The organism is Sulfitobacter sp. EE-36, assembly GCF_000152605.1.
Classification (GTDB): domain Bacteria; phylum Pseudomonadota; class Alphaproteobacteria; order Rhodobacterales; family Rhodobacteraceae; genus Sulfitobacter; species Sulfitobacter pontiacus.
In genome coordinates this window covers 274084-286778 of the sequence record NZ_CH959310.1, presented here as the reverse complement: position 1 = coordinate 286778, position 12695 = coordinate 274084, and the positions used below count along the sequence as shown (strand labels likewise).

Annotated in this window: 14 protein-coding genes; 8 read left to right on the top strand and 6 right to left on the bottom strand. The window is 61.0% G+C overall.

All coding sequences use genetic code 11. From position 1 onward, the window contains the following. The first annotated feature begins 3 nt into the window (after positions 1–3). From EE36_RS03955 to EE36_RS03935, 5 genes are all read left to right on the top strand, one after another. On the top strand, positions 4–783 hold the full coding sequence (locus EE36_RS03955) for an SDR family oxidoreductase (RefSeq protein ID WP_005849695.1): 780 nt from the start codon (positions 4–6) through the stop codon (positions 781–783). 284 nt (positions 784–1067) lie between these two features. Then, the gene (gene uvrC / locus EE36_RS03950; protein ID WP_005849694.1) at positions 1068–2933 is read left to right on the top strand and encodes an excinuclease ABC subunit UvrC; all 1866 of its coding nucleotides are present in this window, start codon (positions 1068–1070) and stop codon (positions 2931–2933) included. Positions 2934–3055: 122 nt separating this feature from the next. Further along, on the top strand, positions 3056–3721 hold the full coding sequence (gene pgsA, locus EE36_RS03945; protein WP_005849692.1) for a CDP-diacylglycerol--glycerol-3-phosphate 3-phosphatidyltransferase: 666 nt from the start codon (positions 3056–3058) through the stop codon (positions 3719–3721). Further along, a complete protein-coding gene (moaD, locus tag EE36_RS03940; RefSeq protein ID WP_005849691.1) occupies positions 3721–3966 on the top strand; it encodes a molybdopterin converting factor subunit 1 in 246 nt (81 codons plus the stop codon). Before pgsA ends, moaD begins: the two co-directional genes overlap by 1 nt. Position 3967: 1 nt before the next feature. Further along, positions 3968–4411 carry a molybdenum cofactor biosynthesis protein MoaE gene (locus EE36_RS03935; RefSeq protein WP_005849690.1) on the top strand — a complete coding sequence of 148 codons (444 nt, stop codon included), beginning with the start codon at positions 3968–3970 and terminating at the stop codon, positions 4409–4411. Between the two features lie 16 nt (positions 4412–4427). Here EE36_RS03935 and EE36_RS03930 read toward each other — a convergent pair whose 3' ends face one another. The 3 genes from EE36_RS03930 to ubiA all read right to left on the bottom strand — a co-directional run bounded on the left by EE36_RS03930 (position 4428) and on the right by ubiA (position 7692). Continuing rightward, positions 4428–4754, bottom strand: a complete 327-nt coding sequence (locus EE36_RS03930; RefSeq protein ID WP_005849689.1) for a hypothetical protein — start codon at positions 4752–4754, stop codon at positions 4428–4430. A gap of 1 nt (position 4755) precedes the next feature. Further along, a complete protein-coding gene (locus tag EE36_RS03925) occupies positions 4756–6654 on the bottom strand; it encodes an OmpA family protein (RefSeq protein ID WP_005849687.1) in 1899 nt (632 codons plus the stop codon). Between the two features lie 63 nt (positions 6655–6717). Further along, entirely contained in the window at positions 6718–7692 is a 975-nt protein-coding gene (ubiA, locus tag EE36_RS03920; RefSeq protein WP_039911513.1) for a 4-hydroxybenzoate octaprenyltransferase, read from the bottom strand. A gap of 12 nt (positions 7693–7704) precedes the next feature. Here ubiA and EE36_RS03915 point away from each other — a divergent pair, with 12 nt between their 5' ends. From EE36_RS03915 to EE36_RS03905, 3 genes are all read left to right on the top strand, one after another. After that, positions 7705–8427: a 16S rRNA (uracil(1498)-N(3))-methyltransferase gene (locus EE36_RS03915; RefSeq protein ID WP_039911511.1), complete on the top strand. Its 723-nt coding sequence runs from the start codon at positions 7705–7707 to the stop codon at positions 8425–8427. A gap of 97 nt (positions 8428–8524) precedes the next feature. Continuing rightward, entirely contained in the window at positions 8525–9052 is a 528-nt protein-coding gene (locus EE36_RS03910) for a hypothetical protein (RefSeq protein WP_005849675.1), read from the top strand. 60 nt (positions 9053–9112) lie between these two features. Then, a complete protein-coding gene (locus EE36_RS03905; protein WP_005849673.1) occupies positions 9113–10483 on the top strand; it encodes a glutamate--cysteine ligase in 1371 nt (456 codons plus the stop codon). Here the strand turns inward: EE36_RS03905 and EE36_RS03900 are convergent. From EE36_RS03900 to pyrC, 3 genes are read right to left on the bottom strand one after another with little or no spacing between them, the layout of a single operon-like run. Continuing rightward, a complete protein-coding gene (locus EE36_RS03900) occupies positions 10477–10752 on the bottom strand; it encodes a hypothetical protein (protein ID WP_005849671.1) in 276 nt (91 codons plus the stop codon). The two genes, EE36_RS03905 and EE36_RS03900, sit on opposite strands and share 7 nt — an antisense overlap. Positions 10753–10756: 4 nt before the next feature. Then, entirely contained in the window at positions 10757–11368 is a 612-nt protein-coding gene (plsY, locus tag EE36_RS03895; protein ID WP_005849669.1) for a glycerol-3-phosphate 1-O-acyltransferase PlsY, read from the bottom strand. Between the two features lie 2 nt (positions 11369–11370). Then, positions 11371–12651, bottom strand: a complete 1281-nt coding sequence (pyrC, locus tag EE36_RS03890) for a dihydroorotase (protein WP_005849668.1) — start codon at positions 12649–12651, stop codon at positions 11371–11373. Positions 12652–12695 lie beyond the last annotated feature (44 nt).

The following is a 12695-nucleotide window of genomic DNA, read 5'->3' as shown; positions in this document are numbered from 1 at the left end:
GGTATGAAACACGCGTTGGTAACCGGAGCCGGAGCCCGTTTGGGGCGTGCGATGGCGCTATATCTCGGGGATCGCGGGTATGACGTTGCGGTGCATTACAACAGCTCGTCCGACGGTGCCGACGAGGTTGTGTCCGAATTGAAGGCAAAGGGGCGGCAGGCTGTCGCCCTGCAAGCCGATCTGCTGGACGAGACCGCGACGCATGATCTGCTGCCACGCGCGGCAGTGGCGCTTGGCGGGCCGATCACCTGCCTTGTGAACAACGCGTCGATTTTTGAATACGACAACATTTCTACCGCGACAGAGGAAAGCTGGAACCGCCATATCGGCAGCAACCTGCGGGCACCTTTCATTCTAACGCAGGCGATGGCCGCGCAAGGCTTGGCTCCGGAGACTGACGCACAGGACGAGCCCGTTGCCGTGGGGCTGATCATCAATATGCTGGACCAGCGTGTGCGCAAGCTCACGCCGGAGTTCATGACATATACCATCGGCAAAATGGGGTTGTGGGCGCTGACCCAGACATCTTCCCAAGCACTGGCACCGGCGATACGGGTCAATGCAATCGGTCCGGGGCCGACCCTGAAGGGGGCCAAGCAGACCGACGAACACTTTGCGCGGCAGCGGTCCAAGGTGATTCTCGAACGCGGGGCGAATCCCCGCGATATTACTGCTGCATTGGGCTATTTCCTTGATGCGCCGTCGGTCACGGGGCAGTTGATCTGCACTGACGGGGGGCAGCACCTAGGCTGGAAAACCCCCGACGCGCAAGGCCTAGAATAGGCTTTCCACGCAAGTTGTGCACCGCGGTCACATCGGTAACAAAACCGTTACAAAAAGGGGCGTGTTTTCAGTGGGTTGGAAAGTGTTAATAAAAATAACGTCTAAAATCAATGGCTTGCACATATGCCTAAAAATTAGGCAAACACCGGAAGCCCCATTAATACATGGGAAAATCCGCGCTGTTTGAAAGTTATCTGCAAGGTTATCCACAAGAGTCGTGGGTATGTTTAATCTTGTCCTACCGCTAACACTGTTGCAGCCAAAAGGTCCGAACGCTCGAATCAATGTCAGACGCTAACGAAAAACCGAAAACCGGCCATGAGGTGATTCAATCGTACCTGAAAACGATTGATGGCTCTCCTGGCGTGTACCGGATGCTCGATTCGGAAAGCCGTGTCCTTTACGTGGGCAAGGCGCGGAATCTGCGGGCGCGGGTGAGCAACTACGCGCGGCCGACGGGTCATTCGGGCCGGATCGCGCGGATGATATCAAACACCGCGTCGATGATGTTTCTGACCACGAAGACAGAGACCGAGGCGTTGCTGCTTGAACAGAACCTGATCAAACAGCTTAAGCCGAAATTCAACGTGCTGCTGCGCGATGACAAGAGCTTTCCCAATATTTTGGTCACGGCCACGCATGATTATCCGCAGATCAAAAAGCACCGTGGGGCCAAAAAGGAAAAGGGCAATTACTACGGGCCCTTCGCCAGCGCCGGTGCGGTGAACCGTACGCTGAACCAGCTGCAACGGGTGTTCCTGCTGCGCGATTGCTCTGACGCGATGTTCGAAAGCCGCTCGCGCCCCTGTTTGCAGCATCAGATCAAGCGGTGCTCTGCCCCCTGTGTGGGTAAGATCTCGCCCGAGGAATATCGCAAGACGGTGCAGGACGCGGAGAAATTTCTCAACGGTAAGTCGACCGATATTCAGGGCAGGCTGGCGACCGAGATGGCCGAGGCGTCAGAGGCGATGGAGTTTGAACGCGCCGCCGCCCTGCGCGACCGGATCAAGGCGCTGACGCAGGTGCAAACGGCACAGGGGATCAACCCGCAAGGCGTTGCGGAAGCGGATATTATCGCGCTGCACCTGGATCAGGGGCAGGCTTGCGTGCAGGTCTTCTTTATCCGCGCCAACCAGAACTGGGGGAACCGCGACTACTACCCCCGTGTGGGCCCCGATGTGGACGCCGCCGAGGTGCTGGAGGCCTTTATCGGCCAGTTCTATGACACCCGCGAACCACCGCGTCAGCTGATCCTGTCGAACGACATCGAAAGCCCCGATCTGATGGTCGAGGCGCTGTCGGGCAAGCTGGGGCGTAAAGTTGACATCGTGGTCCCCAAACGTGGCGAAAAAGCAGAGCTGGTCGATGGGGCGCTGCGCAACGCGCGCGAATCTTTGGCGCGTAAACTGGCAGAGACAGCGACCCAGACGAACCTTCTTAAAGGTATCGCGGATGCCTTTGATCTGCCTGCGCCGCCGCAACGGATCGAGGTCTACGATAACTCCCACATCCAGGGGACGAACGCGGTTGGCGGTATGATTGTCGCCGGCCCCGACGGGATGATGAAAAATCAGTACCGCAAGTTCAACATTCGCGGCGATGACCTGACGCCGGGGGATGACTTTGGCATGATGAAAGAGGTGCTGACCCGTCGTTTCAAACGATTGCTCAAGGAAGACCCGGACCGCAAGCTTGGCATGTGGCCCGACCTGCTGTTGATCGACGGTGGTGCAGGGCAGGTGAGTGCTGTGGCATCCATCATGCGCGAATACGGGGTCGAGGATATTCCGATGGTCGGTGTGGCCAAAGGTGTGGATCGTGATGCGGGCAAAGAGGAGTTTTACCGCGTCGGCAAGCGCCCGATGGCCTTGCGGCATAATGATCCGGTTTTGTATTTCATCCAGCGTTTGCGCGACGAAGCCCACCGTTTCGCCATCGGCACCCACCGCGCCAAACGTGCCAAGGCCGTGGGGGCGACGCCCCTTGATGACGTGCCCGGCGTCGGTGCCGCCCGCAAGCGCGCGCTGTTGGCCCATTTCGGGTCAGCCAAGGCCGTTGGTCGCGCGAACTTGAGCGACTTGAAGGCGGTCGACGGCGTGTCGGTTGCTTTGGCCGAACGGATTTATGCGTTTTTCCATGAACGCGGATAGCCCAAAATTTCAGCCTTTGGGCACGTGGTGGGGGCAGGACGCTCCGCGGGGAGTTTATTTTGCAAAATGAAGGCGATGTCTTGGCACTTTCCCCTGTCGTCTTGCCACTGTAGGGTGACGCTATGAAGTGGAATATCCCCAATATCCTGACGCTCTTGCGTCTTGTCGCGGCCCCGGGTGTGGCTGTGATGTTCTTGTATTTTACGCGTCCCTATGCGGACGCTTTGGCGATGTTCCTGTTCATCGCCGCCGCGGTCACCGATTGGTTTGACGGCTATCTTGCGCGCGCATGGGGGCAGGAAACCAAGCTGGGAACCATGCTGGACCCGATTGCTGACAAGGCCATGGTGGTGATTGCGCTGATGGTGATCGTCGCGTTTTCAAGCTGGTCGCCGTGGCTGGTGCTCCCTGCCACCGTGATCCTGTTTCGCGAAGTCTTTGTTTCGGGCCTGCGGGAGTTTCTGGGGGATGTGTCTGGCACTTTGAAGGTCACGGCGCTGGCCAAGTGGAAGACAACCGCGCAGATGGTCGCGATTGCTGTGCTGTTCGGGCAGGGGCTGTTTGAACACTACTTTGGCATGTCGATTTTCGGCATGGATAACGCCCTGGTCGGTGCCATACTCTCGGGTGAGGAAGAGGACGTTCTAGGGCTCACCTGGAAGTTCCACGGGATGATCTGGGCCGGCCGGATCGGGTTGGTGCTGCTTTGGATTGCGGCGGCGCTGACGGCGATCACCGGCTATGATTATCTGCGCAAATCCATGCCCCATCTGGTGGAGCCACGCTAATGAATATCTTGTATTTTGCATGGGTTCGCGAACGTATCGGGCTTCCTCGTGAGAAGGTCGAGACGTCGGCGCGCACTGTTCTGGATCTTGTAGAGGAACTGCGCGCGCGCGAAGAGCGCTATGCGGTCGCCTTTTCCGATCTGTCCGGCCTGCGTGTCGCCGTGGATCAGGAACTTGCCGATTTCGATGCCTCTTTGGAAGGGGTGCGCGAAGTGGCGTTTTTCCCGCCGATGACAGGGGGTTGAGATGAAGATCTCGGTTCAGGAAGCGGGTTTTGATCTGGGGCAGGAAAGCCAGGATTTTGCTGCCGGTCATCGGGATATGGGAGCCATCGTGACCTTCACCGGCATCGTGCGCGATTTGCCCGATGATCCGTTGCAGGCGATGGAGATTGAACACTACCCCGGCATGACCGAATCTGCCCTGACCGAGATGGCCGAAACCGCGATTGTGCGGTTTTCTCTGGGGGATGCGCTGGTCATTCACCGCTTCGGCCGACTGCTGCCGGGCGAGATGATCATGATGGTCGCCACCGCTGCGCGCCACCGCAAGGATGCGTTTGAAGCGGCTGAATTCCTGATGGATTACCTGAAGTCGCGCGCACCCTTCTGGAAGCGTGAGATCACTGCCAAAGGGGCGGATTGGGTTGCATCAAAGGCAGAAGACGAAGACGCGCTGGCCCGGTGGTAAGCGGCACCGCGGTCTTTCAGCTGGCCTGTTGACGATCGATATAGGCGCGCATTTCTTCCGCTTCGTGGCGTGCATCGCGCAACCCGTCCATCGCCGCGCGCAGCTCTGCCTCGGTCTGGTTGAGCTGGTTCGTCAGCTCTGCCTCGCGCTGTTGCAGATAGGTGATCGCCTGATCGCGGGTTTCTTCGGCTTCGTGCAATTCCTGGCTCATCCGGTCAAGCTGGGCGACATCGTCGGCCGCCACGCGGGTAAAGCGGTGCAGCAGCCAGTTGGCAAACCATCCAAGGCAGAAGGCGACGAATAGGATAATCGCTGTCGCGATGACAAATTCGGTTCTGCTCATGTTAGTTGCCTTCTTGGGTCTGGTCGGATGGTGTGTCTGTATCGCCTGTATCCGCGCCATTTTCCAGCGCTGTTTCGTCAGAATCTTCCGACGTGCCTTCATTGATCAGCTTAAATTCGATCCGGCGGTTCGCCTCGCGGCCTTCTTCGGTGTCGTTGGAGGCAACGGGCGATTCTTCGCCATAGCCCTTGGCCACGAAGGAGCCGGTGATTACGCGGCGGGCGCGCAGTTCGTTCAGCACCGATTGGGCCCGCGACTGGCTGAGCGCGAGGTTCATTTCCTCGCGGCCCTGGCTGTCGGTATATCCCTGTACCTCAAGTGCTATGTCGCGGCAGTCTTGCAGGATTTCGGCAATTTGATCCATCGTACCGAGCGCCGAGGCGTCAATGGTGGCGCTGCCGGGTTCGAAGTTGATCTTGCCCTTGGCCACAACTTTGCCGATCTCGGCTTCGCATTCCTGCGGGGTGGGCAGGCCCAGAACGGGGTCGAGCTTTTCTTGATAGGCGACTTTGACCTCATAGTCTTTGCCTTCGCCCAGTTTGCCTGCCAACAAGGTTGCGATCTGCGTGCTGGCATCGGGGTTACCGGTGTTGCCCGCGACGCTGACGCTATCGGGGGTCACGATGACCGTGCCGTTGGCGAGCTTGGACAGCGCGTCGAGCGCCGACAACACGCGCGTCGGCCAATCGGCGGGCAGATCATCGACAATCCGCGCGGCGGTATAGACCTTGTCCGAGCCAAAGCTCGCCTTGGCGTAGCTATCGGCCAATTCGCGCAGCGCGTCGTCTGTCAGACGGCCGCGCAGTTGTACCTGACCTTCGGGCGAGAGCGTGGCGACGAATTCGGGCGGGCCGGCCTCGGGGTCGACGGTTTGGGGCAGGCGGGCATTCAAAGCAAAGACGTCAGGCAGGGCGTTTTCCAGCTCTCCGACGACGCGGTCAAAGACGGCGCGTTCGGTGCCTTCGGCGGCGATCAGGCTGATATCGGCATCGGCAAAGCTGACGGAGCCGCCACCGATCTTGGACAGCGCGCCGATGGCTTTCTCCACGGCTTCCGACCACCGCGGGCTTGGCACGCCAAGACCCACCGTGCAGCGTGCCGACCCCGGTGCGCCAGCCGCAACGGCCGCCTTGAGTATCCGGGCGCTGGCCTGTTCGGTATCCGCGCTGCAGGCGTCAAAGCCGGTGCTGTCTTCCTCGATCTGGAAGCGCAGGGTGAAGGGCGTGATCACCGGGCGCGGTGCGGCGATCTCCAGTGTCACCACCAGCCCGGGAGGGGCCGCACGTTTCAGCTGGTTTTCCAGCCGTGCCTTGGCTTCTGCGCTGTCGGAAATGGCCGTGATCGCCACACGCCCCGCTTCGGCAGAGACTTTGGCACGGGGCAGTTTCTCCATCGCGGAAATGGCGAAACCAAAGGCGTCTTCCCATCCGTCGGGGGCAGGGTAATTCGCTGATTCCAGTAGGTCGGCGACATGATCTTGACCGGCGATGGATTGGAAACGGTCGATGGCCGCATCGCGGTCGGTGGTCGTGGGAATCAGCCCGATGATCGAAACGCCGGAATCATTGCGCAAAATCTCGACCGAGAACTTCGGCGCGGCGATTGCGGCCTGCGCGGTCACATCCATCTGGTCAATCACGCGGGCAGCATCGACGATGGTGCCTGCGGTGCTTAGCGCATTGAACCGCGCGACTTCGTCCGGCGCGGTGCCCGACAGGGTGACCTGCAGCCCGTCTGCCTGCACTTCGGCCCATGTCATTTCTTTTGCATCAAGCGCATCACGCACGCCGATCTCGGAGTTTTCCTCGATCAGGGTTACCGAAAAGTTCGCGGCCACCAATGACACGGTCGCAGCGGCGGTAAAGGTCATCGCGATGATCAGGAGTGCAGATAGGCGCATAAGCTCGTTTCTGAAACCGTTAACGTTGGAGCCTTTGATACGCCCGAGGGGACAGGGGTGCAATCACGCCAGCAGGGCTGCGGCAAAAAACACCAGCGGGATCATGCCGGTATCGCGGTTCACACGAAACAGGCGCAAAAGCTTGTCATTGTCGTTGATGTCGATACCACGCAACTGCCACGCCATATGCCACCCCATTGCCCAGGGCCCGCCAAGGGCGATGACCATCGCCAGAAAGGATGCGGAATCGCGCAGGGCAAAGATCACCGCCAGCCCCATCAGGCCCACGGTGGCGATCAGGAAGCGCCGCAGCCAATGGCCGGTATTGTCTCCGAACAGGCGGGCTGTGGATTTGACTCCGATCAGGGCGTCATCTTCCTTGTCCTGATGGGCATAGATCGTGTCATAGAACAGCGTCCACGCGATGCCCGCAGCATAGAGCACCACCGCAGGCGCGCCGAGGCTGCCGGTATGGGCGGTCCAGGCCAGCAGCGCGCCCCAGTTAAATGCGATGCCAAGGAAAACCTGCGGCCACCACGTGAAACGTTTGGCAAAAGGGTAAACGGCGACGGGCAGCAGGGCCAGTACACCAAGGGCGATGGCAGCCCCGTTGAAGGTCAGCAAAATGCCAAGCGCGATCAGCATCTGGGCGATCATCCATGCCAGCGCACCTTTGACGCTGACCTGACCCGAGGGGATGGGGCGTGACCGCGTGCGGGCGACCTTGCCATCGATATGCCGGTCGGTGATGTCGTTCCACGTGCACCCCGCGCCGCGCATCAGCCAGGCACCGGCACCGCAGCCGATGAAAATCCACAGGTCAAACCAGCGCGGTTGCTGGCCAAACAGCATCGCCAGCGTCAGCCCCCACCAGCAGGGCAGCAGCAAAAGCCAGGTGCCAATAGGGCGGTCGGCGCGGCTAAGCCGCAGGTAGGGGCGGGTGAAACGCGGCGCAAAACGGTCCACCCAATTGTCCGCAGGGGCATCGACCACGCGTGTCGCATCATTCCCATCTGGTGTCGGCGAGGTGTCGTACATATATCTGTGCCCATGAACGCGAAAATCAGACTTTATGTAGATCATCCGTTGGGGCAGGGGCAATCCGTTCCTTTGGATAAGGCGCAGGCGCATTATCTCTTTGGCGTGATGCGCCAATCGGTTGGCGCGTCGGTTCTTTTGTTTAACGGCATTGATGGCGAATGGCGCGCCGAGGTCGCCGAGGCGGGTAAACGCGGCGGCGTGCTGGCCTGTGCCGAACAGACCAAACCGCTGCACATGCCGCCCGACCTGTGGCTGATCTTCGCGCCGATCAAAAAGGCGCGCACGGATTTCATCGTCGAGAAAGCTGCCGAAATGGGGGCGCGGCGCATTGTGCCGGTGCAAAGTGAATTTACCAACGCCGGCCGCGTGCAGCGCGATCGTCTGCAAGCCCACGCGGTCGAGGCAGCGGAGCAATGCGGCGGGACTTTCGTACCAGAGGTGGCCGATATGGTCCGGCTGGACCGTCTGATCGATCGTTGGGAGCCCGAGCGGTCCTTGATGTTCTGCGACGAGGCGCTGGCGGGCGAGGAAGAGGGGCTCGCGTCTGCGCGGCCTGGTCCTTGGGCCATCCTGATTGGACCAGAGGGTGGGTTTTCCGACAGTGAACGCGCGCGCTTGCGCGGGTTGGACTGGTCGCGCCCCGTCGCCTTGGGGCCGCGCATCTTGCGGGCGGATACGGCAGCAGTGGCGGCTATGACCCTTTGGCAAAAGACATTGGGAGATTGGGCGTGAGTGCGGTTTCCGGCACGCGCGTCGGAGTGGGGGTTTCACACCCCCACGCCCCCGTGGAGTTTATCTGGCAAAATGAAGCCTGCAGTAGGAGAGCACGATGAGTTTTCTGCGACCTGAGGCGAAGGCTGAACTGTGGCGTTGGCGCGAGGTTCTGGGCGGAATCGCGGTCGCTTTGATCGGGCTTTGGCTGGTGGCGGGGCCGGGGTTGCTGTTGGCGATACCGGGCTATGCGCTGATCCTTGCGGGGGTGATCTTTGTCTGGATCGGCGGGCAGCGCGTGCGGTTTCGCAAGACCGGCCTCGGGGCCGGAGCGGTGCAGGTGGATGAGGGGCAGATCGCCTATTTCGGTCCCCTGACCGGCGGCGTCATCGCCCTACGCGAGATGGAGCGTCTGAGCCTTGAGCGCGGGGCCTATCCGGCGCATTGGAAACTGGAACAGCCTGGACAAAATCCCGTGATGATCCCCGTGGATGCCGCGGGGGCGGACGCGCTTTTTGACGCTTTTGCCGCACTTCCGGGGCTGCGTACCGAAAGAATGTTGGCCGAATTGGCCGATGACAAGACCCTGTCCGTCGTGATTTGGGAGCGGCGTTCGATGCGGCCGGCCTCGACCCTGTTGCATTGACACCCCGTCGAAATCGCACCATCCCTTAGACCACAGAAATTGAACTCGGAGCCACCCCACATGTCTATCCCTCAATCCGGCGGCGGCCCGATCGAAAGTTACGACCAGCTGGTCAACTATCTCGCGGACGGGTGCAAGCCCAAGGAAGATTGGCGCATCGGCACCGAGCACGAGAAATTCGGCTACAACAAAGAGACGCTGCTGCCCTTGCCCTATGAGGGCGATTGTTCGATCCGCGCCATGTTGGAAGGGCTGCGCGACGGCCACGGCTGGGATCCTGTGGAAGAGGGCGGCAAGCTGATCGGGTTGGTCAAGGACGGGGCCAATATCTCGCTCGAGCCGGGCGGTCAGTTGGAGCTGTCGGGCGCGCCCGTCGAAACCATCCACGAGACCTGCGACGAGGTGAACACCCATCTGCGCGAAGTGCGCGATGTGGCGGACCGGATCGGCGCGGGGTTCATTGGCTTGGGCGCGGCACCAGAATGGTCCCACGACCAGATGGATCTGATGCCCAAGGGCCGGTACAAGCTGATGAACGAATATATGACCAAGGTCGGCACGATGGGTCGGGTCATGATGCGTCGGACCTGCACGGTGCAGGTGAACCTTGATTTCGGGTCCGAGGCGGACATGGTGCAAAAGCTGCGCGTGGCGCTGGCCTTGCAACCTGTCGCGACGGCGCTGTTTGCGAATTCGCCGTTTTTCGAAGGCAAGCCTAACGGCCATAAATCATGGCGCAGCCGCGTGTGGCGTGATCTGGATGCGGCGCGTACGGGCATGTTGCCCTGGGTGTTTGAAGACGGCATGGGCTTTGAGCGTTGGGTGGAATATGCGCTCGATGTGCCGATGTATTTTGTCTACCGCGATGGGAAGTATATCGATGCCCTGGGGCAGTCTTTCCGCGACTTCCTGAAAGGCAAGCTGCCTGCGCTGCCCGGGGAAATTCCGACGCTGAGCGATTGGGCGGACCACCTGACCACCGCCTTCCCCGAGGCGCGGATCAAGAAATTCATCGAAATGCGCGGTGCTGATGGCGGGCCGTGGCGTCGTCTGTGTGCCTTGCCCGCGTTCTGGGTCGGGTTGACCTATGACCAACAGGCGCTGGATGGTGCGTGGGATCTGGTTAAAGACTGGGACGCGGAAACACGTCAAGCGCTGCGGGTCGCGGCCTCTGTCGACGGGTTGCAGGCCAAGGTGGGCGGCGTGCGCATGCATGACATCGCGCGCGAGGCCGTGGCCCTGTCCGAACAAGGGCTGAAAGCACGGGCGCGCAGCGGTGCCGGAGGGATGGTCCCGGACGAAACGCATTTCCTGAACGCGCTGAAGGAAAGCATCGAGACCGGCAAGGTCCCCGCGGACGAACTGCTGGAGGATTATGACGGTAAGTGGAAGGGCGACCTCAGCCGGATCTACGCCGATTATTCTTACTGATCCTCGATGATCAGCCCGCGGACAAAGGCGATGACCTTGGCCGCGGGCATTTCGCAGGGATAAAGACGTGCTCCGCTGGCCAGCGCATAGAGGTTCAGGCTGATATAGTCCGAGCCGCCCAATTCCTCGGCAACCAGTTTCCAGCTTTTACCTGAATTAAAGGTGCTTTTTGACCAAACATAGCGGCGGGTTTGATATCTGCCGGTGTGCGTGCCGTCGGGCAGCGCGTGGAACGCGTCCAAAAAGCGCGCGTCTACGGTAGCCGTCACAGGGTCAGTCTTTCTTGGCGCCGATCTTGGGCTCGGTGCCCGCGCGGATGCGTTTGATGTTCTCGCGGTGGCGCCAGAACACCAGCAGGGTCAGCAGGATGCCCAGAAATAACGCGCTGCCGTAGCCCAGGAAGATCATGAAAAAGGTCGATGCCGCGGCGGATGCCAGCCCCCCGATGGACGAGGTGCGGGTGACGGCCATGGCGATCAGCCACGCCAGACAGCAGGCGAGGCCGACGGGCCATGCAAGGGCCAGCAACACACCAAGGAATGTCGCGACACCCTTGCCGCCCTTGAACCCCAGCCAGACCGGATAGCAATGGCCCAGCATCGCGGCCAATGCGGCAATTTGGGCGGCGTCCTCGCCCGCGAAGAGCCGTGCCAGCAGCACTGCAACGGCCCCTTTTCCCCCATCCAGGATCAACGTCAGCGCCGCCGCTTTTTTGGAACCTGTGCGCAGCACATTGGTGGCACCGATATTGCCCGACCCGATGCTGCGCAGATCGCCCAGATTCATCGCGCGGGTTAGCACCATGCCAAAGGGGACCGACCCGATCAGATAGGCCGCAACGGCCCAGAACAGGAGCACGAATAGGGAAGAGTCGATCAGGGGCATATTCAGGAGGCCTTATAGATGCAGGTGCCGGAAACGTAAGTTTCCAAGACCTTACCTTGCATGCGCATCCCGTCAAAGGGGGTGTTGCGCGATTTCGACCGCAAAACCTCGCGGTTCATCACGAAAGGCGCGCCATCATCAAACAGCACCAGATCGGCGGGGGCACCGACGGACATCCGCCCCCCGGGCAGCCCCAGACGTTTCGCAGGGTTGAACGACAGCGCACGCCACAATGTGGCGATATCGATCATCTCGGAGTGGACCAGTCGCAAGGCTGCGGGCAGCAGGGTTTCCAATGCGACGGCCCCCGATGCGGCTTCCTCGAACGGGAGCCGTTTGGATTCCTCGTCCTGCGGGGTGTGCATGGAACAGATGATATCGATCAGACCAGAGGCCACGGCCTCTACCACGGCGATGCGATCCTCTTCGTCGCGCAGGGGGGGCTTGAGCTTGAAGAAGGTGCGGTAGTCGGCCACATCCAGCGCGTTCAGCGTCAGGTGGTGGATGCCGACCCCGGCGGTGATATCCAGACCGTTCTTCTTTGCACGCTCCAGCGCGGGCAGGGCGCGGGCGGTGGTGATCTGGTCGGCGTGATAGCGGGCACCCGTCATTTCGATCAGGGCGATGTCGCGGTCCAGCCCCATGCGTTCCGCCATGGGCGAGACGGCAGGCAGCCCGCGCAGCGACGCGAATTTACCAGAGGTCACCGCCGCCCCCTTGCTCAGGATGGGTTCCTGCGGGTGCGCGATGACAAGCGCGCCAAGGCTACGGGCATAGGTCAGCGCGCGGGAGAACACTTTGGTATCCGTCACCACGCGATCACAATCGGTAAAGCCCACGGCACCGGCATCCATGAGAAACCCGATCTCTGTCATCTCGCGGCCTTCGCGGCCCTTGGTCAGCGCAGCCATGGGCACGACGTTGACCGGCGCGGCCTCGTTCGCACGGCGGGTGACGAATTCAAGCACTTCGGGGCTGTCGATGGTGGGGTCGGTGTCGGGGCGGGTGACCATTGTCGTGACCCCACCCGCGGCCGCTGCCAGCCCAGCAGAGCGGAAGCTTTCCTTGTGCCGCTCCCCGGGTTCACAAACCTTGACGCCCAGATCGACGATACCGGGGGCCAGGTATTTCCCACGGCAATCCACGACCTGCGCATCCCCGGGGATCGGTGCGGTATCGTCCAGTACCGCCGCGATCTTGCCATCCTCGACCCGAAGCGTGCCGCGGGTGACGGTGCCTGCTTCGGGGTCGATCAGCTGCGCGTTGATAAAATGCAGGGTCATGGAGGGGCCTTCGTCGTTAGGAAAACAGGGGTGCCGCAGGGGCG

Bases quoted from the DNA above. Each gene is read 5' to 3' on its own strand.
- EE36_RS03925 (WP_005849687.1), bottom strand. From the start codon at position 6,654: ATGCGCCTATCTGCACTCCTGATCATCGCGATGACCTTTACCGCCGCT.
- EE36_RS03910 (WP_005849675.1), top strand. From the start codon at position 8,525: ATGAGTTTTCTGCGACCTGAGGCGAAGGCTGAACTGTGGCGTTGGCGC.
- EE36_RS03930 (WP_005849689.1), bottom strand. From the start codon at position 4,754: ATGAGCAGAACCGAATTTGTCATCGCGACAGCGATTATCCTATTCGTC.
- moaD (WP_005849691.1), top strand. From the start codon at position 3,721: ATGAATATCTTGTATTTTGCATGGGTTCGCGAACGTATCGGGCTTCCT.
- plsY (WP_005849669.1), bottom strand. From the start codon at position 11,368: ATGCCCCTGATCGACTCTTCCCTATTCGTGCTCCTGTTCTGGGCCGTT.
- EE36_RS03955 (WP_005849695.1), top strand. From the start codon at position 4: ATGAAACACGCGTTGGTAACCGGAGCCGGAGCCCGTTTGGGGCGTGCG.
- uvrC (WP_005849694.1), top strand. From the start codon at position 1,068: ATGTCAGACGCTAACGAAAAACCGAAAACCGGCCATGAGGTGATTCAA.
- pgsA (WP_005849692.1), top strand. From the start codon at position 3,056: ATGAAGTGGAATATCCCCAATATCCTGACGCTCTTGCGTCTTGTCGCG.
- pyrC (WP_005849668.1), bottom strand. From the start codon at position 12,651: ATGACCCTGCATTTTATCAACGCGCAGCTGATCGACCCCGAAGCAGGC.
- EE36_RS03935 (WP_005849690.1), top strand. From the start codon at position 3,968: ATGAAGATCTCGGTTCAGGAAGCGGGTTTTGATCTGGGGCAGGAAAGC.
- EE36_RS03905 (WP_005849673.1), top strand. From the start codon at position 9,113: ATGTCTATCCCTCAATCCGGCGGCGGCCCGATCGAAAGTTACGACCAG.
- ubiA (WP_039911513.1), bottom strand. From the start codon at position 7,692: ATGTACGACACCTCGCCGACACCAGATGGGAATGATGCGACACGCGTG.
- EE36_RS03915 (WP_039911511.1), top strand. From the start codon at position 7,705: ATGAACGCGAAAATCAGACTTTATGTAGATCATCCGTTGGGGCAGGGG.